Below are 22,429 nucleotides of genomic sequence, written 5' to 3'. Positions count from 1 at the left end.
GAAATGACCTATGCCGTCATTCACCCAAGTTTTGCGAGTCAGTGCTTCGCAGAGAAGGCGCAACATCATGGGCAAGCGGATAACCTCTGGAGGGCTTTGTCAGAAAGATTCCGGTTGAGACGGTCACGGTTGCCCAATAGCGTCATGACATGACCAAATCTGACCCGTTTAAGGGCTTTCAAAGCAGCCCGGAAATCATTCGACTGGCGGTGATGCTGTACGTCCGGTTTCCCTTGTCGCTCCGCAACGTGGAAGATTTTTTGCACGAGCGAGGTGTCGAAATCAGCCATGAAACGGTTCGGTTTTGGTGGCGCCGTTTCGGTCCAATGTTTGCCTCGGAGATCCGGAAGCGCAGGATTGAAAGCATGCGATCCAGTCAATGGCGTTGGCATCTGGACGAAATGTTCGTGAAGATCAATGGCGAACGCCACTACCTGTGGCGGGCCGTCGATCATGAAGGCGAGGTGCTTGAAAGCTTCGTTACCAAGACGTGCGACAAGAAAGCGGCATTGAAATTTCTCAGGAAATTAGTGAAGCGGCATGGCCGTCCACACGTATTCGTCACGGACAAGTTGCGTTCCTACGGTGCGGCTCTGAAGGAAATCGGGGCGGCGGATCGTCAGGAAACCGGTCGCTGGCTGAACAACCGAGCAGAGAATTCGCACCTGCCGTTCCGACGAAGAGAGCGGGCGATGCTCCGCTTCCGGCGCATGCGAAGTTTGCAGAAATTCGCCTCAGTCCATTCCTCAGTGCACAACCATTTCAATCAGGAACGCCACCTTTACTCACGAGAAAACTTTAAGCTGAATCGAAGCGCCGCTCTTGCCGAGTGGCGCGAACTTGGCGCGGGATAAAGGACAGCGTTAATGGCCTAACAGAGACGAGTTCGAATCCGTCTGACAGTATCTTCACACAGCCTCGGCTCGGAGCCGTCGTTCGCCGCACTCTGGCGGAGTGTCCGCTTAGGCTGCGCAAGCCGTCACTCGGGAGCAGGTCGACCCTATTAACGCGTCATGAGGCCCCTTCCCTGCTCGGTTAGTTTTCTTCCCTGTTCTGCCGAATTATTTCTCTGTTCCTCGCAACAAATTCCCTGTTCTTTAAAGAGCAGGGAATTGCTCAATAACACGTTGTAATCGCTCTATAAAAATCGGAAAAATACTCAAGAAACAGGCCAAATCGACGAAAAACTGCAAATATACCCTTTAAATTCCCTGTTAGCAGGGAATTTCGACCTGAGACTGGTTCACTCTGGACTGCGTCCACCGCCACTTGCCAGGTAACGCAAGCTGACCTGACAATCCAAGAAGGTTCTCCGCATAACAGCCAAAGCGCTAGCGGCATGAAATCGCCGTCACTCGATGACGGATCGGCGCAGCATGGCCCAATCCAAGTTTCGAACAGAGTTTTCGGGATTTCTGAATAGGCAATCGCTAATTTTGGATCAGCTTTGAGACACATTTTCAAAGGAGAGAGTTATGTCGCGTACACTTCTCGTGATTGTAGTTATCGTCGCAACAGCTGCCGGGGTTTACTATTTCGCAGCACAACCTGAACCCACCCCAGCTGAGCAAGTCCAGGCCGCGACTGAGGATGCAGGCGAGGCAGTCAGCGAAACGGCCGACGCTGCTAGCGAAACCGCAGACGCCGTGGCTGAGGAAACAAATGAAGCCGCTTCTTCCATTACTGAACAGGCGACTGAAGCGGCGGACCAGGCCGGGCAAGCGGCCAGTGATTTGGTCAATCAGGCCGGAGAGGATGTCGCTGCACTGGCTAACCAGGGTCAAGACCTCTTGAATTCGTGGATTGAGGAAGGCGCGCTTACCCTCGAAAATTTTGACTACGACACCATCGTCGCGTCGGTTCAGGAAAGCAATTTGGCACAGGACCTGAAAACACAAGCCATTAAGATTCTGGATGACATACAGGCGTCGCCTGAGTTGATAGCGACCAAGATCCAAGAGCTTCGCGACCTTCTGACAGGACAGTAAAGCAAACGGGTTGTTCTTTTGGGCTGCCCGTCTTTTGTGACACTTTCAAAGCTCCATCAACGTCAGGCTGCCGGTCGATTGACGTGCCCCATAGCATTTGATTGGTTGCGAAGCAGTCGAGGGTAAACTCATACCTTCGCTAGCTATACTGTTGCCGCCGTGGTTTGCCCTGGTAAGGCTTCGCCGGCCAAGCTGATCTGCACAAGAACAAGGAACAAACATGACCACCCTGCCCAAAAGCATGTTCGCAACCGTGCTGCTACATGACGGTTTCACAGGGTCGCCCACCGGCCCATACATCGACGATGCTGCGGAGTGGTTGGCTGAGGCCGAGCTGCCGGTACCTGAACCCGGCCCCGGGCAGGTTCTGATCAAACTTCGCGCGGCTTCGGTCAACCCATCCGATATTCATTTCATCAAGGGTGAGTATGGACAACCACGCGTCAAAGGCGCTGCTGCCGGGTTTGAGGGCTGCGGTGATGTTGTGGTCACCGGCAAAGGGGCCGAGGCGTTGCAGGGTCAACGCGTCGCTTTCATCACCGCGGGTTCCGGTGCGTGGGCAGAGTACGTGCTGGCCCCGGCAATGATGTGCATCCCGCTTCGCCCCGAGATCTCCGACGAAGACGGCGCCGCACAGATCGTGAACCCGCTGACGGCAATGGCGATGGTCGATATAGCGCGAGCGTCCGGGGATGCTTTCGTTCTTTCGGCGGCCACCAGTCAATTGGGAAAGCTCATGTGCAGTCTTGGCCGCGATCTTGGCCTGAAGCCAATTGCGCTGGTCCGGCGACCGGAAACGAGGAAGACGTTGAAAGAGCTTGGGGCGGCAGAAGTGTTAGTGACAACGCACCCCAACATTGTGCAGGACTTCAGTCAGGTTTGCAAAGATCTGAAACCCCGTGTTTTTCTGGATGCCGTGGTTGATCAACTGTCTGAACAGGTGTTCTGCGCCATGCCTAACCGCGCGCGCTGGATCTGCTATGGAAAACTCAGCGCCGAGGCTCCAACCCTGACCCAGAGTGGACAATTGATCTTTATGGGCAAACAGATTGAAGGGTTCTGGCTGACCAACTGGGTTACATCCACGCCGCCGGAAGATCAGGCGCGCGTGGTAGCCGAGGTGCAAGCCCGCTTTGCCGATGGGCGATGGAAAACCGATATCTCTGAACGGCTTTCACTAAAGGCTTTGGTGCCAAATCTGGCGTCTGCGCTGAAAAAGAGCGGTGGGAAGGTGATTATTACTGCATAGAAGATCAACATCTCGCATATGGTGAGATTTTTTTAAAGCACTTTACGCCTGATTACACGAGGTCGGATCGGCTGTTCTTCAATTTGCCGCAAATCGAAGTCTTTATACTAGATCTGACCAATTATTTTCCTCTGGGTGAGCTTGGGTAAGCCTATTGCATGTTCAAGGCAAAAAGCGCGGCGCTGGCTCAGTTTGTGTCATCACAAGAATGTTATAGTTTTCTGGCATGAAGACTTTTCGAATCGAAAACCAATTAAAGTTGAAAAACTCTCAGGTGATTTCTCAGGGTAACCGTCAATTTGTTTATCAGCATCCGGACGACCCGAATACACTTCTAAAAGTACCACAGCCACATACGACGAATGGTCAGGCTAGCCTCGTGACGGACTCGTGGTTTGATCGCAAATTTCGGCGATCTACAGTTTATAAAGGTTTCCTGCGAGAGTTTCACGAATCATTTGACCTTATGGTTCGTTTTCAAAACAGGAGTGATCCCATTCCTGTTTGCGAGGTTAGAGGTGTAGTGCAAACCGATATCGGTATTGCCCTTGTATACGAACGGATTTCCGATCCCGACGGGCAATTGTCGCCCAGCCTTCAGGAGTTGGCCGAAAGCGGACGCCTCACGCCACATCATTTGGATTGTCTGGACAAACATTTTGATGAACTTATTGAGGAGAAAGTCCTCATCAGCAACAAAAATACCAGAAATATTGTTTTTCAGACTTTTCCTGACGAATCTGGCCGTTGGGTTTGGATCGACAGCTTTGGAAGCAAGCAGATATTCCCCGTTCGCCGCTGGTTTCAGTTTTTGAACCGGCGCAAGATCAATCAGATCAGAGAAAAATTCATGGGCGTCGCAGAGGACGCCTTGCGTAGGATTTCAGAGCGCGGATCTTAGTCTCCAGTTCTACGTATCAGTTATTAAATGAAAAACTGTAGACCAAAAGAAAACGGCCGCAATTCCTTGCGACCGTTTGAAATTCGAAACCCGTAGCGATCAACGCTTCGAGAACTGGAACGAACGACGCGCTTTGCGCTTACCGTATTTCTTGCGTTCCACAACGCGGCTATCGCGGGTCAGGAAGCCAGCGGCTTTCAGGGCGCCACGCAGGTTCGGATCGTACAGTTGCAGCGCTTTTGAGATGCCGTGCTTGACCGCACCGGCCTGACCGGTCAGGCCACCGCCTTTGACGGTTGCAACAACGTCGAACTCACCTTCAACACCAGCAACTTGGAACGGCTGGCGCAGGATTAGCTGCAGAACCGGACGCGCGAAGTACTTGTCCTGGTCTTTGCCGTTCACGGTGACCTTGCCGGATCCCGGCTTGATCCAAACGCGGGCAACAGCGTCTTTACGCTTGCCGGTGGCGTAGGAGCGGCCCAGTTCGTCGCGCACGGGTTCACGCGCGATGACTTCTTCGGCCACGGTTTCAACGCCTGCGACGGCGCTCAGCTCTTCGAGAGTATTGATCTGATCAGCCATCGGTCATTAGCTCCGGGTGTTTTTCTTGTTCATGGACTTAACATCCAGAACTTCGGGGGCCTGGGCTTCGTGCGGGTGCTCGGCACCGGCATATACGCGCAGGTTGGTCATTTGCTGACGCGCCAGACGGTTGCCCGGCAGCATGCGCTTGACCGCTTGGGTCACAACGCGTTCAGGATGGGCACCCTCAAGAATCTGCTGCTTTGTGCGCGATTTGATGCCGCCCGGGTGGCCAGTGTGCCAGTAGAAGTTTTCTTCGCGCTTCTTGCCGGTCATCTGGATTTTGTCAGCGTTGATCACGATGACGTTGTCGCCCATGTCCATGTTCGGGGTGAACGACGCTTTGTGCTTGCCACGCAGACGCATGGCGACGATCGAAGCAAGACGGCCCAGAACAACGCCCTCGGCGTCGATCAGGATCCATTTCTTGTCGATGTCTGCAGGAGTTGCAGAAAAGGTTTTCATGGCAGGATAGTCCTGTTTGATGTGAAAGACCGCCCCACGACAGAGCGGCCCGAATTCGATGAAGCGTATGTAGAGGCGCGCGCGATGCAGGTCAATAACGCTTGGCGCTTTAAAAATGTTCTATTTCAATAGCTTGCAAAATAGGTATTATTTTACCCCAACATCAGACACTGATTTGCTCTGGCGGGTTATCCAGCAACTTACGCAGTCGCTGCATCGCGTCTTCGAACCTGTCCAGTGATACATGCCCGTTCATTGCGATGCGTACTGCATTCGGCGCGCGCCCGTCGCGAAGGGCGAACTCATCGGCTGAACGTAGTTGGATCCCTTCACGCTCGGCTGCACGGCTGAAGGCGGCCGCGCGCCAACCGGATGGTAAATGAAGCCAAACAAAAGGAACGTCCGGCGCCCAGTTGAGTTCAAATCCCCCCAAAGCATTGACCGCGACACGGACGTATTCCCCCATCTTTGCACGAACGTCCTTTGCTATCTGGCGCGTTCTGGGGTCGGACAGCAACAGGCGGGTCAGCTCAGCCAACGGCTGGGCCAGCCCGAAATATCCGTATTCGGCGGAGCGCCGCAAATCTCCGCTTCTTTCCCGTGGCGCGATGGCGAACCCGACGCGCAATGCTGGCGTCAGTGTTTTGGAGATAGATGTCACATGCCACCCCCGCTCGGGCGCAAGGGCGCGATAGCTCGGCGCGCGCGCGCCGCCCATGCGATAACAATCGTCCTCGACAATCTGCAGATCAAAGCGGCGGGCCACCTGCACAATTTCTTGACGACGTTCAAGTGGCGTGTGCACCCCTGTGGGATTCTGCACCTCTGGTGAAACGCAGACAGCTTGAGCCTGAGTTTGGCGAAGAACGCGCTCCATATCGGTCGGATCGATGCCCCATCTATCCATTTTTACACCGACAACATCAGCGCGCATCAACTCACCGGCCCGGCGGAATCCGGCATACGACAGATCTTCGATCAGAATCAGGGGCTTGGTGCCGCGCAAGATGGTCTGAAAAACAAGGCACAACCCGTTTTGACCACCGTGGGTCAGAACGATGTCATCATGCGAGAGCGCACCCAGAGGAAGGTCTGACAGCCAGTCAACCACGGTCTGCCGCATCGGTTGATACGCGTCTCGGGTTGGATAGTTCAGGAATAGGCCAGGATCAGCTTTGGAAACCTTTTGCAAGCATTCGCGGATCAAAGCCACCTGCCCCACATCTGCCAAACGCGGACTGAACAGGCTGACATTGGCGTTGTACTTGTCATCGCGCAGGTGAAGCTGCCGGGCCCAGACATCATCCAAGATCGGAGATTTTGGCGGGGCTACGAATGTACCACGTCCAACCTCAGCTTGTAGCAATCCTTCGTCCGTCAGAATGGTATAAGCCCGCGCGACAGTTCCCGGAGTGATCTGCAACCGATACGCCAACTCTCGCACCGGAGGAAGCTTTGCTCCGACCTCCAGCATCTTGTTATCGATGGCCTTTCGGATGGTGTCAGCGACCAGTGTGTATTTCGGCCCTTTGGATGCCGGCAGTGCTTCGGGCCAAATTGTATCCATTACAATTCTTCCTTTGCTTTTGACACAATCCGGAATGTATCACGTTAATGTACTAAGCGTATTAGCTTTGTGTCAATACAATTTTGAAAGGATACCCATATGGCACGCGCAATGCAAAACCCCGCCCTCATGCTGCTTAACGACAGTCCTCGGCTGCCGCTGATCGCCGCGCTGGCTGTGCGGTTTGCTGCGGTCGTCACAAAATGGGAACGCCAACGCCGCAGTCGACTCAATTTGTCAAAACTGGATGACAGACTTTTGAAGGATGTTGGTCTGACGCGGGATAAGGCACGCAAAGAATACACCCGACCATTCTGGCAGGGCTGAGTTTCCCCAGTCCCACGATGGGACCTCTTCCTGGCCGGGCACTGCCCGGCCTTTTTTTATCCAAACGCAGCCGCGGCTGATCCTTCAGGTGGAAGCGAATACGTCATAGTGGCCCGCGCGACAGGCTTGTCGGACCCTTCGGAAAACATAAGCACGTCCCCAACGGCAAGACTGCGACCGAGTTTCAGCATGCGGCAATGGGCGATCATGTCCTTGCCACCCAAGGGCTTACGCAGAAAATCTAAAGAACTGTTGGTCGTTACAGCCAGAGAAAGCCGTCCTTTGCGCGCAAGGATCAATGCATACACGCTCACATCAGCCAAACCGAACATGGACGGGCCCGACACTGTCCCCCCTGGCCTCAGATGTCTGTCTTCGACAACCAGCCGCATCACGATTGAGTCTTCATGGAGCTCTTCAATGACAAAATCCCGATGCACCTGCGGAAATATCTGCGCCATATATTCCGTCAGATCGTTCCGACTCATTGCCAATGACATGCTTTCCCTCCTCGACTTGCCGACCTAGAGTTGGCCCAACATCGCAACGGAGAGCAAGATGGCAATTCTGGAACGTAACGACACTGGCGCGGTCGCCACTCTAAAGCTAAACGCGCCTGACCGGCTGAACGCGCTGAGCGACGAAATGCTCGCCGCTCTTCAGGCCGAGTTTGACGCTCTCAGCAGTGATTCCTCTGTACGGGCAGTGATCATAAAGGGGGAAGGTAAGGCGTTCTGCGCAGGCCATGACCTTAAACAAATGACGGCAGGTCGTCAGGCCGAGGACGGTGGCAAGGCCTATTTTCAGGATCTGTTCGGCAGATGCGCACGCATGATGCTGTCGATTCGATCCCTGCCCCAGCCGGTCATCGCGCAGGTCCATGGCATCGCGACGGCTGCGGGATGCCAATTGGTTGCCACGTGTGATCTGGCAGTCGCGGCTGAAGGGACGCGGTTTGGTGTGAATGGCGTGAATATTGGCCTGTTCTGCTCGACCCCGATGGTTGCGCTCAGTCGCAACATTCCTCGCAAACGAGCGTTCGAGATGCTGACAACTGGTGAGTTCATCTCAGCCGAAACCGCCGTCGAGCTAGGCTTGCTCAATCGCGTCGTGCCGGAAATGCTGCTGGAGCATGAAACTGTGACGCTTGCAAATCAGCTTGCGGACAAGCTGGGCTCTGCCGTCAAAATCGGGAAGCAGGCCTTTTATCAGCAATTAGAAATGCCGATTGAACAAGCCTACGATTACACCGGAGACGTAATGGCGCAGAATATGCTGCATCGAGATACCGAAGAAGGTATATCTGCATTTATCGAAAAAAGACCGCCAAACTGGCATCAATAAGGCGATTATTGTCAACAATTTTTAGCATTGTTCGCAATTTAGCACTTTTCAAAAGGGCGACACTGTGGCAATGCTGGGACAGAGCTTAGGCTCTGGAGACACTTTTGGGTCGCCGTGGGCGGAAGGTCCCTCCAAGCTGGTTTCTCTCACCGGCGTAGACATTCCCGCAGCGGCGACTCCAAGATCCCCTAAAATACTAACGCTATTTGGTCTTTGTTGCGTTGTGCTTTGGACTGCCCTATGTGGCAGCGCATGACACAGAAATTGTATATCGTGGGCGGCGGCATGGCCGGGTCCGAGGCCGCTTGGCAGGCGGCGGAAATGGGCGTGGACGTAGTGATCCACGAAATGCGGCCCAAAGTGGGCACTTTTGCACACCAAACTGGCAATCTGGCCGAGATGGTATGCTCAAACTCTTTCCGGTCCGATGACGACGAACAGAATGCGGTTGGTTTGCTGCATTGGGAAATGCGGGCGGCAAATGGGTTGATCATGAAGACAGCCGATGCGCACCGCCTTCCCGCCGGTGGCGCGCTGGCCGTCGATCGTGATCCCTTCGCCGAAGCCGTCACTGCGAAACTGCGCAGCCATCCAAGAATTGAGATCACTGGCGACGAGGTGACCACCCTACCCGACGATGGCCATTGGATTTTCGCAACGGGTCCTTTGACCTCGGCTACGTTGGGCGAAGCTATTCGTGCCGAGACCGGCGCCGAATCCCTGGCCTTCTTCGACGCAATCGCCCCCATCGTTTATGCCGACAGCATCGACATGAGCAAAGCCTGGATGCAATCACGTTATGATAAAGGCGAAACCGAGGAAGAACGGACCGCCTATTTGAACTGTCCGATGGACAAGGATCAGTATGAGGCATTCATCGATGCGTTGCTGGCCGCCGATAAGGCCGAATTCCATGAGGGCGAAACCGCGGGTTACTTTGACGGTTGTCTACCGATCGAGGTGATGTCTGAGCGAGGCCGCGAAACGCTGCGCCATGGCCCAATGAAACCGGTTGGTCTTACCAATCCGCACCAGCCGGACGTCAAACCACATGCCGTGGTACAGTTGCGCCGCGACAACGCTCTTGGGACGTTGTTCAACATCGTGGGTTTTCAAACCAAGATGAAATACGGTGCGCAGACCGAGGTTTTCCGAATGATCCCCGGGCTCGAAAACGCCAGTTTTGCACGGCTTGGCGGGATCCATCGCAATACTTTTATCAACTCGCCCACGCTTCTGGATGCGCAGATGCGTTTGAAATCCAAACCGAACATTCGGTTTGCTGGGCAGATCACCGGGGTTGAGGGCTATGTCGAAAGTGCGGCGATGGGTCTTTTGGCTGGCCGGCTGGCCGCGGCCGAAATTCTGGGTCTGGACCTGCCCGAGATACCGAAAGACAGCGCGATGGGTGCCCTGATCCACCATATTACCGGCGGAGCTGAGGCCAAGACTTTTCAACCTATGAACGTCAATTTCGGTCTATTCCGCCCCGTGGACGGCTTGAAAGGTGGACGTCGCGGTCGCAAGGACCGCTACAAGGCCTATACAGATCGGGCCAAAGCCGAGTGGACGCGCTGGTTGGAGCAAAGCTGACTGGACGCACCGGGGCTATCGCGCTTAACATCAGTCTATGAGCGATAAGTATCTCAAGGACACTTACGGCCTGGACACTCCGCAAGCCACGCACGCACATTATCAGAAATGGGCATCCTCCTATGATTCCGAGGTGGCCGCGCAAGGATATGCAACCCCCGGTCGCGTGGCCGAGGCATTGTGGTCAAAACTGCCCCAGCCGCAGACGCCCATTCTGGACTACGGATGCGGAACTGGCCTGTCAGGTGTAGCCTTAAGCGCAGTAGGTTTTGAGGTCATTGACGGCGTTGATCCATCCCCCAAGATGTTGGAGGGTGCGGCAGCTAAAGGCGTTTATCGCAAGCTCTCTTCTTTCGAGATCACGGACCCAAACCCTCTGGATCAAGATGCTTACAAGGCAATTGCCGCAATCGGCGTTATCGGCACCGGCGCAGCTCCGCCTGCGGTATTCGACGTATTGATGCGGGCCCTGCCCAAAGATGGACTGCTTGCGTTTTCCTTTAATGATCATACGCTTGACGACATCTCTTATACCTCTCGCCTAAATGACTGGCTGGACACAGGCGCGGCACGTTTGCTATTTCGCGAGTATGGCCCGCACCTTCCGGGGATGGACCTTAAGTCTGACGTATATGTTGTTCAAAAAACGTGATATTTAGAACCCGATTTGCACCTTCACCCAGTGGTCCTTTGCATTTGGGGCATGCTTACTCGGCGCTTTTGGCCCATGATCTGGCAGTGGCTGAGAACGGTCAATTCCTTCTGAGAATTGAAGATATTGACCGCGCGCGTTCTCGTTTAAGCTGGGAAGATCAAATCTACAGGGATTTGCGCTGGATTGGTCTCAACTGGCCTGAACCCGTGATGCGGCAATCCGACCGATTGGGCGTCTATACCGCAGCGCTTGACAGGTTATGGGGCCGCGGTTTGCTTTACCCGTGTACGTGCAACCGCAAAGATATTGCTTCAGCGGCCAGTGCGCCGCAAGAAGGCCGTCCGCTTCATGGGCCGGATGGCATCATTTATCCGGGTACGTGCCGAGATAAGTTCCGACCATCCGCAGCAGAGGGACCGCGCCCCAAGGACATTCCGCTTCGGTTGAATATGGCGGCTGCCTGCCGGGTGCTTTCCGGATCAAACGATCCTGGCGCTCAGATCGGTTCCTTTCTGGAAACCGGTGCCGGACCAAATGGTGAGACAGGATCGATCGCGTTTTCGATGGAAGAGTTGACGAACACGATCGGAGACGTGGTTCTGTCGCGTCGTGATATGGGAACGTCCTACCACTTGTCGGTAGTTCTGGATGACGCCGCGCAACAGATTTCCCATGTCGTGCGCGGACAGGACCTGTTCGAGGCCACGAGAATTCATGTCGTTTTGCAGCGCCTGTTGGGATTGCCAACACCATCGTACCTTCATCACCGGCTGATCCGCGACGAGGCCGGCAAGCGGTTGGCCAAACGCGATGACGCGCGTGCGCTTTCAAAATACCGGGCGGACGGTGCCGCCGCAGAGGATATCCGGGCCTTGGTCGGTTTGTGACAGGGTCAAACCATTGGTGGCATCAGCTCAACCTCTTTCCCGTCACGCACGGCAGTGTAGAAGCAGGTCCTGCGGTTCGTGTGGCAGGCGGGGCCGGTTTGACGGACCAGAACCAGCAAGCAATCGCGGTCGCAATCGTGCCGGAAATCCACAAGTTCCTGCACGTGACCTGACGTTTCACCCTTGATCCAGAATGACTGGCGAGACCGCGACCAATACGTGACGCGACCGGTTTCCAACGTTTTTTCTACGGCTTGCGCGTTCATCCAGGCCATCATCAGCACCTCGCCCGAGCTTTCGTCTTGGGCTATGGCAGGGATCAGACCGGCTTCGTTGTACTTCAAAGATGATGGATCAAACGCGACAGTCGTGGACATGAGAAAAACCTTTTGCATCCCCGTGGAGGCTGACTATGTATGGGGGACAGGCAAAGAGGTAAAGCCATGTCCGGTGAAAATGACCTTATCAAACTCTATTCTAGCCGCATCTTGTCGCTGGCAGCAGACATTCCGCATCTGGACCGGCTTGATCATCCTGATGCCACGGTAAAAAAGCGGTCACCTCTTTGTGGATCAACCATAACCGTTGATTTGAATGTTCAGGACGGCAAAGTCTCGGATTTTGGGCAGGACGTCAAAGCTTGTGCTTTGGGTCAGGCGTCTGCTTCGGTTGTTGGCAGCGCGATCATCGGCGCAACACGCGCGCAAGTGGAGACAGCGCGCGATCAACTGGCAGCCATGTTGAAAAAGGTTGGCCCTGCCCCGGATGCTCCGTTTAACGGTTTGGAAGTTCTGATTCCGGCACGAGATTACAAGAACCGCCATGCGTCGATTATGCTAGCGCTTGAGGCTACTGCCGAAGCCTTTGAAAAGGCTGAACAGGCTAATTGTGCTTAAAACACCTTTTTTTGTAATTCGTCAGCGCGCAAGACGTAGACCAGTTCAGACCAATTAAACTGATTCCTGTTTGAGGTTCTGGATCGGGATTGCCCTAAACTATTGATTACGTGTTTGCAGCGGTGCGCCAGAAAGCTGTTCGCTCTCCCGCGTTAATCAAGGCCGATTATCTAAAGGTATTGATTTATTTTCAATGACCTATCACTTAGGCACGTCGTTTACGTATCAAGATAATGTAGTGCCGTTAAGGCACTCTGTTGTTCTCTCTTCAGGCGCTCCAAGGTTGAAGCGAAGCTTGCGTGCATGCAAACTGGAAAGTTTTAAGAAAAAACCGCCGCGCCTTTCGGGCGGAAAGGGCGGCGGCAGGTTGTGCGTGTCTCGCGTAGGGTCCGGATAGCCGTACGAGGCCGAGGCAGGCCTCTCAAGAGGATTGGGACAGGTTGGTCACCCTTGACTGAAATGGGGATAACAGCACGGTAACGCCGGCACGAGATCGCAGGCAGAAAGGGTCAGAAAACTCCGGGAAGGTGTAGGGCAACCATCAACATAACCAACAAAGACAAGGCCCCTGCAACGTCTTGCAAAATCGTCGACTGCGATCGGCTCAAAGTTGTCTTGATCTGGGTCAGCATGGTCTCACCTCCGGATAGCATCCTTATGTTGATCTTTTGTTCTCATATTTCGGCGAGTCGGTAAAGAACTTTTTAGGAACAAATGTGAACAAATTGGAACTATAACTTTAACCCACTGAAATTAAACGGATTGCCTGATCCTGCTTCATGAGCCACAGAAGAACGCGCGCGGCCTGTCCCCGGTCAGACCGCAGCGACGGGTCAGCGGTCAACAATGCACGGGCATCGGTTTGGGCGGTAGCCATAAGTCCGGCCTGACGTTCAAGGTCTGCTATCCGAAACTTTGGCAACCCGGATTGGGCCGTTCCAATCAAATCGCCTGCACCACGCATCTGAAGGTCTGTCTCTGATATCCGAAATCCGTCTTCGGTTTCGCGTAAAACCTCTAACCTTTTTCGACCGCCCTCGCTGAGCGGAGGTTGATACATCATGAGGCAGGTCGAATCCGCCTGGCCACGCCCGACACGGCCACGCAGTTGGTGCAGTTGCGCTAGTCCGAAAATCTCGGCCCGTTCGATGACCATGATGGATGCGTTGGGAACATTGACCCCAACCTCGATCACGGTCGTGGCGACCAACACCTTTGTGTGACCCTCCTGAAAGGCTTTCATTGCAGCGTCTTTTTCAGCCGATGGCATCTGGCCGTGTACCAATCCAACCGCCCCTTCGCCAAGAATGGCCCGTAACCGCTTGAACCTTTCCTCAGCCGCCGTCAAATCTGAAACTTCCGACTCGTCGACCAGCGGGCAAACCCAATAGCATTGGCGTCCTTCAGCGATCGCGCGGCGCAGATGCGAAACAACCTCATCCATGCGTTCGGTGCTCACGATTGCCGTCTTGACGGGTTTTCGTCCGGGCGGCTTTTCGTCCAACACAGATACGTCCATATCGCCGTATTGCGCCAACGCTAGGCTGCGCGGGATCGGAGTGGCCGTCATCACCAAAACGTCCGCGCCCTGCCCTTTCTCGGACAGCTCCATCCGTTGACGCACGCCGAACCTGTGCTGTTCGTCAACAATTGCCAAACGCAGCGCTTTGAACTCCACATCATTTTGAAATACGGCATGTGTGCCGACCAGAATGTGAATGTCGCCGCTTTTCAAAGCCGCCAGTTTGGAGCGACGTTCCGCGCTTTTGTCGCGTCCAGTCAGGATTTCCAGAACAATGCCAGCGTCTTCGGCCAAGGGGCGCAGACCTTCCAAGTGTTGGCGTGCAAGAATTTCGGTTGGCGCCATCATGACACCCTGCCCGCCCGCTTCGACGGCGATAAGCAAGGCCATGAACGCCACGAATGTTTTTCCTGCGCCTACATCACCTTGCAACAAACGGTTCATACGAGCAGCCGACGCCATGTCGCTTGCGATGTCATCAATGGCCCGAAGTTGAGCGCCGGTTGGTTTGTACGGCAGACTGGCAAGAACTTTGCTTTGCAAAACACCTGTACCAACACTCACAATGCCACGCGCTTTCCGCTCGCGTTGCCGAGCTAGCGCCAGCGTCAATTGATGCGCGAAAAGCTCGTCATACGCCAACCGTTCCCGCGCCGGGGCATGGGCTGCTGCATCATCGGCCCCTTGCGGATTGTGCGCCGCAGCAACGGCCGCGGCCCAATCGGGCCACCCTTGTTTTGCGATCAAAGCCGCATCAATCCATTCATTTAGAACAGGCGCGCGCGCCAAGGCGCTGCGGGCGGCTTTGTAAGCCATCTTTTGCGTGATCCCCTGCGTCAAATGATATACGGGTTCAAACTCTGGGATGTCCTTGGCGTCTTCTAACGGCAGCATGTAATCAGGGTGGACCATCTGCGCCATCCCGTCGAACAGTTCAAGCTTGCCCGAGATGACACGACGCGCCCCCTGCGGAAGAACCTTTTTCAGGTACTCCCCGCGTGCATGGAAAAAGACCAATTGGAAATCTGCCTGGCTATCCTCGACGTGAACCCTGTAGGCTCCACCCTTGTTGCGGGGTGGCCGATGGACGCCGACAGTCACCTCGACCGTCAGCGTGGCAGGAAGATCAACATCCCGGATCGTGTCGCGACGGCGGCGGTCGATCACGGCGTATGGCAGGTTGAAGAGAACGTCACGTGGGGACTCCGTTCCCGCTTGTATCAAGATCTGGGCTGTCTTTGGCCCGACCCCATCCAGAGTTTCCAAGCTGGCAAACAGCGGGAACAAGCTTTCTGGGCGACCGCTCATGCAGAACCGATCAGCTGCAGCCAACCATCCTCGTCCAGTGTTTCAATGCCAAGATCAGCGGCTTTTTTCGCCTTTGAGCCTGCACCAGGACCCGCCACCAGAAGATCAGTCTTTTTGCTGACAGACCCCGACACCTTGGCGCCAAGCGCCTCAGCCCTGGCCTTGGCTTCGGCGCGGGTCATCTTTTCCAATGTCCCGGTGAAAACGACAGTCTTTCCGGCGACTGGGCTGCCAGCGGTATCTGGTCGTTTGGCGGCTTGCACGTCCAACTGAGCGACCAGAGCATCTATGCTGGCCCGCTCTGCGTCTTGCCCAAAAGCAGACACAAGCGCCCGGGCCATGACTTCACCAACTCCATCGACGCTGAGCAGGTCATCCCACTCTGGCCCATTAAAATCTGCCGCCGCAGTAATCGCACGTTCGAATTCGGGCCAGCCGCCATAATGGGTCGCGATTAGGTTAGACGCCGCCTCGCCCATATGCCGAATACCCAGCGCAAATAGCAGCCGACCAAACGGAATCTGGCGTTTTTCGTCAATCGCCTCCCAGAGATTCCTGGCACTCTGCGCACCCCAGCCTTTTCGATTGGCCAGTTTTGTCAAATTTGCACTGTCTCGGTCATGAAGGGTAAATATATCTACCGGAGTTTTAATCGGAAGATCAGGGTCGCTGTAGAACATTTCTATCTGCTTGGCACCCAGACCTTCGATGTCAAACGCCTTGCGAGAAACGAAATGTTTCAATTTTTCAATTGCTTGTGCAGGGCATATTACACCGCCCGTACAGCGGCGCACGGCGTCACCCTCTTCGCGGATGGCATCGCTGCCGCATTCAGGGCAGGTCGTGGGAAATTCGAAAGGCGTGGCACCTTCTGGCCGTTTTGAAATGTCCACATCCGAGATTTTAGGAATTACATCGCCCGCGCGGTAAACTTGAACCCAGTCGCCGACGCGAATGTCTTTGCCGTTTCGGATCGTGCCGCCCTTGGCGTCCCGGCCCGCGATATAGTCTTCATTGTGCAATGTGGCATTTGAAACCACGACCCCGCCTACCGTGACCGGATGCAACCGAGCAACCGGGCTTAGCGCACCTGTGCGCCCCACCTGAATGTCGATCGCTTCCAGACGGGTCCAGGCTAGCTGAGCCGGAAATTTATGCGCAATCGCCCAACGGGGGGTCGTGGAGCGGAACCCAAGCCGACCCTGCAAAGACAGGTCGTTCACCTTGTAAACAACTCCGTCAATGTCATAACCGAGCGTGGATCGCTGGACCTCGATATCGCGGTAGTGCTCAAGCATCTGAGCGGTTGTTTCGCAGAGCCTTGTCAGTGGATTCGTCGCAAACCCCAGATCATGCAGCCGCTCAATTGCGGCCATCTGTGTGTTTGCCAACGGTTCCGACAATTCACCCCAAGCATAGGCAAAGAATTTCAGTGGGCGTGCGCGTGTGACGGACGCATCCAGTTGGCGCAATGAACCCGCGGCCGCGTTTCTTGGATTGGCAAAGGTCTTTTCGCCGGCCTCTTCTTGCGATGCATTCAGCCTTTCGAAGTCTTCATGCGACATGTAGACCTCACCCCGGACTTCCAGCACTTTTGGCGCATTTTTCAGGACCTGAGGGATGTCTGAAATTGTCCGGGCGTTTGCTGTGACGTTTTCCCCCACCTCTCCGTCGCCGCGTGTGGCAGCCTGCACCAGCCTGCCATTTTCATATCGCAATGAAAGGGACAGGCCGTCGATCTTGGGTTCTGCAGTAAACGACAGCGGTGTTGCAGCATCCAGCCCAAGGTACTTTCGGACAGATCGGTCAAAATCCTGAATGTCTTCATCGTCGAACGCATTACCCAGCGACATCATTCGAACCGCATGGGTTACTTTTGAAAACCCTCCAGCGGGTCGCGCTCCGATCTGGTCCGAGGGACTGTCGGCGCGTTTCAGATTCGGAAACCTTGCCTCAATCTCAGCATTTCGACGCTTGAGCGCATCGTAGGCTGCATCAGATATCTCTGGCGCGTCTTCACCGTGATAGAGTTTATCTGCTCGCAACAATTGCGCTGCCAATTGCGCCAACTCTTCGCGGGCGGCCTCCTCAGTCAGGTCAGCTACCGGAATCAATTTACTCATGGCCTCGCCCTGTCACGTCATCTTGGGCCTCAGTGATAGGGCGAGGTCATGGCCAGGTCCAGATGCGCTGTATAGTCAGCGCGCAGGATCACCCCGGACTTTGGGCGACCGTGTTCTGTTCACGCCCCTACGGCCATCCGCGTTTCATCAACGGTTTTGCTTTGCGGATCACGCAGGACATATCCCCGGCCCCAAACAGTCTCGATATAGTTATCACCGCCTGTTGCGTTGCTTAGCTTCTTGCGTAGCTTGCAAATGAATACGTCGATGATCTTCAACTCGGGCTCATCCATGCCGCCATATAGATGGTTCAGGAACATCTCTTTAGTCAGCGTCGTACCTTTCCGCAGGCTTAGCAGTTCGAGCATCTGGTATTCTTTGCCTGTCAGATGAACCGTTTTTCCTTCCACTTCAACTGTCTTGGCGTCCAGGTTCACAGCGACCTGACCAGTGTGGATGATGGATTGCGAATGCCCCTTTGATCGCCGAATAATTGCGTGAATCCGGGCCACCAATTCCTCACGATGGAATGGTTTGGTCATGTAGTCATCTGCACCAAAGCCAAACCCTTTGATCTTGTTCTCGGTATCATCCGCGCCGGACAAAATCAGGATTGGCGTCTCGACACGGGCGATGCGCAGCTGACGCAGCACTTCGTGACCGTTCATGTCCGGAAGGTTCAAATCCAGCAGGATAAGATCATAGTCATAGAGTTTCGCAAGATCGATGCCTTCCTCACCCAGGTCCGTTGCGTAGACATTTAGGTTTGCATGCGTCAGCATCAATTCAATGCTTTTTGACGTGGTTGGATCATCCTCGACAAGAAGTATTCGCATTCACCGCTCCAATTCGGGTCAATTTACCAATTTCAAATTCACCCTGCTCAAAAATGGTTAATCTGACGTTACCGTTGAAACCCTTATTCACTTTCGCCTTTAAGTTGTCGATATTTTTTTAATGCGGTGACCTTCAAAGCGTCAGTTCCGTGTTCGGCGACCGCTTTAACCCATGAATTGAATTCTTCATCGCTTAATCCATATCGCTTTTTAGCGTCGGAGAGTGTTATCAGCCCGTATAAAACGCCGCGCACCACGATCACTTTCCGCGAAGCAACCCAGCGCGTCGTGTTTTCTGGCGGTAAATCTGCACGCGATAAAATTGAACCATCCGGAAGGGTTACAGATCTGGGACCCTCGACTTTCTGTAATAGCATTTTTTGACCCTCTTCGTGCTGCAGCAACGCTGACACCAGCGTACTTAATGACGAGTGAAACCGCCCCTTGAGAGTGTGTAGAATTTTCCTATATTCTGCCGGTCTTTCTTAACCCGTAATGGAATCGTCATGGCCCTGGATACCGAGACACCGCTGAACTCGCTTGGCTTTGCCAAACCCCCGTCGGAAACGCGTGTGGTTGTGGCTATGTCCGGTGGCGTGGACAGTTCTGTCGTAGCCGCTTATCTCGCGGATCAGGGCTATGATGTGGTGGGCGTGACGCTGCAACTTTACGATCACGGTGCAGCATTGGCCAAGAAAGGTGCCTGTTGCGCGGGCATCGATATTCACGATGCACGTCGCGTGGCTGAGGAGCGCGGGTTCCCTCACTACGTATTGGATTACGAGAACATCTTCAAGGACGCTGTGATAGATGAGTTTGCCGATAGCTATCTGGCGGGTGCGACGCCTGTGCCCTGCATCCGTTGCAACGAACGGGTAAAGTTCAAGGATCTGTTGGAGACCGCCAAGGATCTGGAGGCCGACTGCATGGCCACGGGTCACTATATTCAACGTAAGATGGGACCAAACGGGCCAGAACTGCACAGCGCCGAGGATGCAAATCGCGATCAGTCGTATTTTCTGTTCTCAACCACGCCCGAGCAGTTGGATTTTCTTCGGTTCCCGCTGGGCCACCTGCCCTCGAAGGATGCGACGCGCGAGATGGCCGAACAATACGGTTTGGCGGTGGCCGACAAACCCGACAGTCAGGACATTTGTTTTGTGCCCAACGGGAATTACGCCAGCGTGATTGAAAAGCTGCGCCCCGGCGCGGCTGAACCGGGTGAGATTGTCCACGCAGATGGACGCGTCTTGGCGCAACATGATGGTGTGATCCACTACACCATTGGGCAAAGACGCGGACTGGGTATTGGTGGCCTCAGTGAGCCCTTGTACGTCGTCAAGTTGGACGTCGACAAGAAACAGGTGGTTGTCGGACCTAAAGAGATGCTGGCCACCCGAACCGTCCCGGTCCGCGAAATCAATTGGTTGGGGGATGCGCCTTTTACCTCGCAAAAGGAATGGCATGTTTCGGTCAAGGTTCGATCAACGCGCCCACCGCAAGAGGCAATCATTCGTCCCCTAAGCGATACAACGGCCGAGGTTGAACTGCTGACGCCCGAGGAAGGTGTTTCACCGGGTCAAGCCTGTGTTTTCTATGCCTCTGAAGGCAGCCGCATTTTTGGCGGCGGTTGGATCTGGCGCGGATACTAGATTGCGTCCGTCCATGAGTTGCTGAGGATATACAGACCAACGCAAATCATCACATACGGCACAAGGCTTTCCAGTCGATTGGCGAAAGAGCCTCTCATAAACGGGACTTTTGATCCAAGTAGAGCGATCAAGGCAAGGCTGCATGTGGCAAGCCCTGCGCCAGCAACGCCTGCGGTGCGGTAACTCGGCACCGAGTCCGCCAGCAGGGGCGCCAGAATTGCAAAAGTGTCCACCGAGAGGCTGAGAAAAAGCAATGTGGTCATGAGGATCGGAGCGCCATTGTGAAGTTTTGGATTGTCCTCGGCATGGGTTCCACGCCTTTTTCGGATCAAGGTCAAAACACCCAAACCCAATGGGATCAGACCCAAATATCCCGCCCCTCGTGGCACCACATCTGCGACCCCAAAGGCAAGCAAGAGCGCTGCGCAGATTACGATCACCTGTGCCAATAGGAAGCCAAAGACTGACCGCTTCGCTCCGGCCACCAATGAAAGCGCAAGCAGTGCTGCAAGGTTGTCCAGATTGGTCAGAACCTGAGCTATAAAGACAGACAGGCCAAACGCCACGAAATCCAGCACTAGGACTTCATCCTTGCCAGAACTGCACGGGCTGCGCGCAGGCCGGGTGCCTCACCCCCGTGTCCCAACCGTTCCATCGTTGTCGCCATCGCCTTAAGTTGTGCATCCGGAGCAGCCGAGACCTGCTCCAGTGCCGCAGCAATCTTTTCCGGCTGGCAGTCATCCAGCAGACATTCAGGCACTGTCCGGGTTTCCGAAACAAGATTGACCAGAGTCACCGTATCCAGCTTGACCATCCGTTCGGCTATCTTCTGAGTCAGCCAACTTAGCCTGTAAGCAATCACCATCGGCGTGGCTTGTGCGGCCAGTTCCAACGAAACGGTTCCCGAGGCCGCCAACGCCAGTTCAGCCGCCGCAAAAGCCGCCCGTTTCTCTTTCACCGCCTGATCCGAAGCCATTTCGCGTGGGTCAAGAACGACTGGCTTCCCGGGCCAGGCGCGTACATGCTCAGCCACCGCATCGACCATATGCGCAACGGCGGGCACCACGACCCGAGTGTCGGGCCTGCTCTGCAGGTACAGCCGCAATGCGTCGCCAAAGACCCGTGCAAGGCGATCAATCTCTCCGCCGCGCGAACCCGGAAGGGCAAGGATAAGCGGCGCGGCCCCAAGGCTATAGGCGTCGCGAAACTCCTGGATGTCCGCTTCCGAGGCTACCGGCTCGCTGGCGACTGGATGGCCGACAAAATCACACTCCATGCCCGCACGTTCCATATAGGGTGGCTCGAACGGCAAGAGCGCCAGAACATGATCAATCACTTTCGCCATCTTGTCGGCGCGTCCAGGCCGCCAGGCCCACACGCTCGGGGCAACGTAGTGCACCGTTCTGATCTTGCTTTGCGCCTTAACGATCTTCGCAACGCGCAGAGAGAAATCAGGACTGTCAATTGTGATCAACACGTCGGGCTGCGAGCCCAGAACGGCTTGGGCCGTCTCGGCTATGCGACGTTTCAGGTGGAAATATTTCGGCAGGACCTCGACCAGACCCATTACCGAGAGTTCGGCCATCGGAAAGCGGCTGTCCAAGCCCTGTGCCTGCATCAATGGACCGCCAACCCCGTCAAACTGAATATCGGGGACCAAACTGCGCAGCCCTTCCATCAATGCACCGCCCAACCGATCGCCCGAAGGTTCGCCGGCGACCAGAAATACCCGCATCAACTGGCCCGCTCGCGTACGTGAAGGAACAGGCCTAGGCGGTTGCACTCATCAATAACCCGATCCCGCTGCAATACGATTACGCCGCCTTTTTCAACGATGACGCCAGCCAAACCGGCAGCCACGGCACTCGAAACAGTACCTGGTCCAATGGTAGGTAGATCAGCGCGTCGATCCTGATCGGGCTTTGGGGCTTTGAACAAAATACCTCCGCCTGCGTCGGGCCGTTGCGTCAAGGATTGCAACATCCAATCGGTCCCAAAGATGCTCTCAACAGCTAGTGCCTGCCCTTTTAACACTGCGCAGGCCTGTCCGATATCCGCCGCCCCCATGGCCCGCAGAATACTTGCCGCCCTGTCCGCATCGGACAGATCAGCTTCGGACGGTTGAGCCTCGCTCAGGCACCCCAGCGGAGGCAGCAAGGCCGGCGCGATCTGATGCGCGGCGCGTACGGTTAGACCGGAGTCTTCGAAAAGTCCAATTACCGCGCGCAATGCGCCGTCATCCCCAGACATCATCGCCTGTTGAAGCACAGGGACCAAAGGCATCGTGGCGGCGTCAATCCGCGCTGGGTCAATGGGCGGACGACGGACGGCGCCAGCCATACAAATCTCGGTAACACCCCGGGCTTTGAGGTCCGCAATAAAACTCCCCAAATGCTCCAACGGAAAGACGATATCCGTGCTTAAGCTGTCAGGTGCGAACCCCTCCATCGCGCAGATCAAGGGGCGCTCGGTGAGGCATTCAACCACCTCACCCGGCAATGCACCAGTTCCGGCAATCAGCGCCAGCATCG

23 protein-coding genes are annotated in these 22,429 nt (G+C 55.1%); 11 read left to right on the top strand and 12 right to left on the bottom strand.

From position 1 onward, the window contains the following. Positions 1 to 149 precede the first annotated feature (149 nt). From AC2FIT_RS07460 to AC2FIT_RS07445, 4 genes are all read left to right on the top strand, one after another. On the top strand, positions 150 to 854 hold the full coding sequence (locus tag AC2FIT_RS07460) for an IS6 family transposase (RefSeq protein WP_496828122.1): 705 nt from the start codon (positions 150 to 152) through the stop codon (positions 852 to 854). Positions 855 to 1,475: 621 nt separating this feature from the next. Further along, positions 1,476 to 1,988: a hypothetical protein gene (locus AC2FIT_RS07455; RefSeq protein WP_496828120.1), complete on the top strand. Its 513-nt coding sequence runs from the start codon at positions 1,476 to 1,478 to the stop codon at positions 1,986 to 1,988. Between the two features lie 220 nt (positions 1,989 to 2,208). Next, positions 2,209 to 3,237 (top strand): alcohol dehydrogenase catalytic domain-containing protein, encoded by a 1,029-nt coding sequence (locus tag AC2FIT_RS07450; protein ID WP_496828118.1) that lies wholly within the window; start codon positions 2,209 to 2,211, stop codon positions 3,235 to 3,237. Positions 3,238 to 3,463: 226 nt separating this feature from the next. Further along, entirely contained in the window at positions 3,464 to 4,138 is a 675-nt protein-coding gene (locus tag AC2FIT_RS07445) for a YrbL family protein (protein ID WP_496828116.1), read from the top strand. A 99-nt stretch (positions 4,139 to 4,237) separates the two neighbouring features. Here the strand turns inward: AC2FIT_RS07445 and rpsI are convergent, their stop codons facing one another. From rpsI to AC2FIT_RS07430, 3 genes are all read right to left on the bottom strand, one after another. After that, positions 4,238 to 4,723: a 30S ribosomal protein S9 gene (gene rpsI, locus AC2FIT_RS07440; protein WP_496828114.1), complete on the bottom strand. Its 486-nt coding sequence runs from the start codon at positions 4,721 to 4,723 to the stop codon at positions 4,238 to 4,240. A 6-nt stretch (positions 4,724 to 4,729) separates the two neighbouring features. Further along, positions 4,730 to 5,188 carry a 50S ribosomal protein L13 gene (gene rplM, locus AC2FIT_RS07435; protein WP_039536983.1) on the bottom strand — a complete coding sequence of 153 codons (459 nt, stop codon included), beginning with the start codon at positions 5,186 to 5,188 and terminating at the stop codon, positions 4,730 to 4,732. A gap of 163 nt (positions 5,189 to 5,351) precedes the next feature. Next, a complete protein-coding gene (locus AC2FIT_RS07430; RefSeq protein WP_496828113.1) occupies positions 5,352 to 6,755 on the bottom strand; it encodes an aminotransferase-like domain-containing protein in 1,404 nt (467 codons plus the stop codon). A 99-nt stretch (positions 6,756 to 6,854) separates the two neighbouring features. Here AC2FIT_RS07430 and AC2FIT_RS07425 point away from each other — a divergent pair, with 99 nt between their 5' ends. After that, positions 6,855 to 7,082 carry a DUF1127 domain-containing protein gene (locus AC2FIT_RS07425; protein ID WP_496828112.1) on the top strand — a complete coding sequence of 76 codons (228 nt, stop codon included), beginning with the start codon at positions 6,855 to 6,857 and terminating at the stop codon, positions 7,080 to 7,082. Positions 7,083 to 7,138: 56 nt separating this feature from the next. Here the strand turns inward: AC2FIT_RS07425 and AC2FIT_RS07420 are convergent, their stop codons facing one another. After that, on the bottom strand, positions 7,139 to 7,582 hold the full coding sequence (locus AC2FIT_RS07420; RefSeq protein WP_496828110.1) for a PaaI family thioesterase: 444 nt from the start codon (positions 7,580 to 7,582) through the stop codon (positions 7,139 to 7,141). 58 nt (positions 7,583 to 7,640) lie between these two features. Between AC2FIT_RS07420 and AC2FIT_RS07415 the strand changes: the two genes are divergently transcribed. From AC2FIT_RS07415 to gluQRS, 4 genes are all read left to right on the top strand, one after another. Continuing rightward, complete coding sequence (locus AC2FIT_RS07415; protein ID WP_496828108.1) at positions 7,641 to 8,426, top strand: enoyl-CoA hydratase; 786 nt, start codon at positions 7,641 to 7,643, stop codon at positions 8,424 to 8,426. Between the two features lie 252 nt (positions 8,427 to 8,678). Then, a complete protein-coding gene (gene trmFO, locus AC2FIT_RS07410) occupies positions 8,679 to 10,019 on the top strand; it encodes a methylenetetrahydrofolate--tRNA-(uracil(54)-C(5))-methyltransferase (FADH(2)-oxidizing) TrmFO (protein WP_496828106.1) in 1,341 nt (446 codons plus the stop codon). 37 nt (positions 10,020 to 10,056) lie between these two features. Further along, positions 10,057 to 10,671 (top strand): class I SAM-dependent DNA methyltransferase, encoded by a 615-nt coding sequence (locus AC2FIT_RS07405; protein WP_496828104.1) that lies wholly within the window; start codon positions 10,057 to 10,059, stop codon positions 10,669 to 10,671. Next, entirely contained in the window at positions 10,668 to 11,561 is an 894-nt protein-coding gene (gene gluQRS, locus AC2FIT_RS07400) for a tRNA glutamyl-Q(34) synthetase GluQRS (protein WP_496828102.1), read from the top strand. Before AC2FIT_RS07405 ends, gluQRS begins: the two co-directional genes overlap by 4 nt. A gap of 5 nt (positions 11,562 to 11,566) precedes the next feature. On the opposite strand, the gene hisI is transcribed toward gluQRS, so the two are convergent. Further along, on the bottom strand, positions 11,567 to 11,956 hold the full coding sequence (hisI, locus tag AC2FIT_RS07395) for a phosphoribosyl-AMP cyclohydrolase (protein ID WP_496828100.1): 390 nt from the start codon (positions 11,954 to 11,956) through the stop codon (positions 11,567 to 11,569). Between the two features lie 48 nt (positions 11,957 to 12,004). Between hisI and AC2FIT_RS07390 the strand changes: the two genes are divergently transcribed. Next, entirely contained in the window at positions 12,005 to 12,457 is a 453-nt protein-coding gene (locus tag AC2FIT_RS07390; RefSeq protein WP_496828098.1) for an iron-sulfur cluster assembly scaffold protein, read from the top strand. Between the two features lie 739 nt (positions 12,458 to 13,196). On the opposite strand, the gene recG is transcribed toward AC2FIT_RS07390, so the two are convergent. The 4 genes from recG to sciP form a co-directional block, all read right to left on the bottom strand. Beyond that, the gene (gene recG / locus AC2FIT_RS07385; protein WP_496828096.1) at positions 13,197 to 15,287 is read right to left on the bottom strand and encodes an ATP-dependent DNA helicase RecG; all 2,091 of its coding nucleotides are present in this window, start codon (positions 15,285 to 15,287) and stop codon (positions 13,197 to 13,199) included. Further along, positions 15,284 to 17,410, bottom strand: a complete 2,127-nt coding sequence (ligA, locus tag AC2FIT_RS07380) for an NAD-dependent DNA ligase LigA (protein ID WP_496828094.1) — start codon at positions 17,408 to 17,410, stop codon at positions 15,284 to 15,286. Before ligA ends, recG begins: the two co-directional genes overlap by 4 nt. A 119-nt stretch (positions 17,411 to 17,529) precedes the next feature. Next, the gene (gene ctrA, locus AC2FIT_RS07375) at positions 17,530 to 18,246 is read right to left on the bottom strand and encodes a response regulator transcription factor CtrA (RefSeq protein WP_496828092.1); all 717 of its coding nucleotides are present in this window, start codon (positions 18,244 to 18,246) and stop codon (positions 17,530 to 17,532) included. Between the two features lie 83 nt (positions 18,247 to 18,329). After that, a complete protein-coding gene (sciP, locus tag AC2FIT_RS07370) occupies positions 18,330 to 18,623 on the bottom strand; it encodes a CtrA inhibitor SciP (RefSeq protein ID WP_068332545.1) in 294 nt (97 codons plus the stop codon). A gap of 129 nt (positions 18,624 to 18,752) precedes the next feature. Here sciP and mnmA point away from each other — a divergent pair, with 129 nt between their 5' ends. Then, the gene (mnmA, locus tag AC2FIT_RS07365; RefSeq protein WP_496828090.1) at positions 18,753 to 19,898 is read left to right on the top strand and encodes a tRNA 2-thiouridine(34) synthase MnmA; all 1,146 of its coding nucleotides are present in this window, start codon (positions 18,753 to 18,755) and stop codon (positions 19,896 to 19,898) included. On the opposite strand, the gene AC2FIT_RS07360 is transcribed toward mnmA, so the two are convergent. The 3 genes from AC2FIT_RS07360 to AC2FIT_RS07350 are packed head-to-tail and all read right to left on the bottom strand — an operon-like array spanning position 19,895 to position 22,427. Beyond that, entirely contained in the window at positions 19,895 to 20,476 is a 582-nt protein-coding gene (locus AC2FIT_RS07360; protein WP_496828088.1) for a cadmium resistance transporter, read from the bottom strand. The genes mnmA and AC2FIT_RS07360 overlap by 4 nt on opposite strands. Further along, positions 20,476 to 21,633 (bottom strand): lipid-A-disaccharide synthase, encoded by a 1,158-nt coding sequence (gene lpxB, locus AC2FIT_RS07355; protein WP_496828086.1) that lies wholly within the window; start codon positions 21,631 to 21,633, stop codon positions 20,476 to 20,478. Before lpxB ends, AC2FIT_RS07360 begins: the two co-directional genes overlap by 1 nt. Next, complete coding sequence (locus AC2FIT_RS07350; protein ID WP_496828084.1) at positions 21,633 to 22,427, bottom strand: LpxI family protein; 795 nt, start codon at positions 22,425 to 22,427, stop codon at positions 21,633 to 21,635. Before AC2FIT_RS07350 ends, lpxB begins: the two co-directional genes overlap by 1 nt. Positions 22,428 to 22,429: the final 2 nt, after the last annotated feature.

This window comes from Ruegeria sp. YTSA135 (genome assembly GCF_059610165.1).
Note: the sequence above shows the minus strand (reverse complement) of the source record. Positions and strands in the feature narration are given on the sequence as shown.

Coding starts and splice junctions, on each gene's coding strand:
- AC2FIT_RS07460 (WP_496828122.1), top strand. CDS start 150: ATGACCAAATCTGACCCGTTTAAGGGCTTTCAAAGCAGCCCGGAAATC.
- AC2FIT_RS07455 (WP_496828120.1), top strand. CDS start 1,476: ATGTCGCGTACACTTCTCGTGATTGTAGTTATCGTCGCAACAGCTGCC.
- AC2FIT_RS07450 (WP_496828118.1), top strand. CDS start 2,209: ATGACCACCCTGCCCAAAAGCATGTTCGCAACCGTGCTGCTACATGAC.
- AC2FIT_RS07445 (WP_496828116.1), top strand. CDS start 3,464: ATGAAGACTTTTCGAATCGAAAACCAATTAAAGTTGAAAAACTCTCAG.
- rpsI (WP_496828114.1), bottom strand. CDS start 4,723: ATGGCTGATCAGATCAATACTCTCGAAGAGCTGAGCGCCGTCGCAGGC.
- rplM (WP_039536983.1), bottom strand. CDS start 5,188: ATGAAAACCTTTTCTGCAACTCCTGCAGACATCGACAAGAAATGGATC.
- AC2FIT_RS07430 (WP_496828113.1), bottom strand. CDS start 6,755: ATGGATACAATTTGGCCCGAAGCACTGCCGGCATCCAAAGGGCCGAAA.
- AC2FIT_RS07425 (WP_496828112.1), top strand. CDS start 6,855: ATGGCACGCGCAATGCAAAACCCCGCCCTCATGCTGCTTAACGACAGT.
- AC2FIT_RS07420 (WP_496828110.1), bottom strand. CDS start 7,582: ATGTCATTGGCAATGAGTCGGAACGATCTGACGGAATATATGGCGCAG.
- AC2FIT_RS07415 (WP_496828108.1), top strand. CDS start 7,641: ATGGCAATTCTGGAACGTAACGACACTGGCGCGGTCGCCACTCTAAAG.
- trmFO (WP_496828106.1), top strand. CDS start 8,679: ATGACACAGAAATTGTATATCGTGGGCGGCGGCATGGCCGGGTCCGAG.
- AC2FIT_RS07405 (WP_496828104.1), top strand. CDS start 10,057: ATGAGCGATAAGTATCTCAAGGACACTTACGGCCTGGACACTCCGCAA.
- hisI (WP_496828100.1), bottom strand. CDS start 11,956: ATGCAAAAGGTTTTTCTCATGTCCACGACTGTCGCGTTTGATCCATCA.
- AC2FIT_RS07390 (WP_496828098.1), top strand. CDS start 12,005: ATGTCCGGTGAAAATGACCTTATCAAACTCTATTCTAGCCGCATCTTG.
- recG (WP_496828096.1), bottom strand. CDS start 15,287: ATGAGCGGTCGCCCAGAAAGCTTGTTCCCGCTGTTTGCCAGCTTGGAA.
- ligA (WP_496828094.1), bottom strand. CDS start 17,410: ATGAGTAAATTGATTCCGGTAGCTGACCTGACTGAGGAGGCCGCCCGC.
- ctrA (WP_496828092.1), bottom strand. CDS start 18,246: ATGCGAATACTTCTTGTCGAGGATGATCCAACCACGTCAAAAAGCATT.
- sciP (WP_068332545.1), bottom strand. CDS start 18,623: ATGCTATTACAGAAAGTCGAGGGTCCCAGATCTGTAACCCTTCCGGAT.
- mnmA (WP_496828090.1), top strand. CDS start 18,753: ATGGCCCTGGATACCGAGACACCGCTGAACTCGCTTGGCTTTGCCAAA.
- lpxB (WP_496828086.1), bottom strand. CDS start 21,633: ATGCGGGTATTTCTGGTCGCCGGCGAACCTTCGGGCGATCGGTTGGGC.
- AC2FIT_RS07350 (WP_496828084.1), bottom strand. CDS start 22,427: ATGCTGGCGCTGATTGCCGGAACTGGTGCATTGCCGGGTGAGGTGGTT.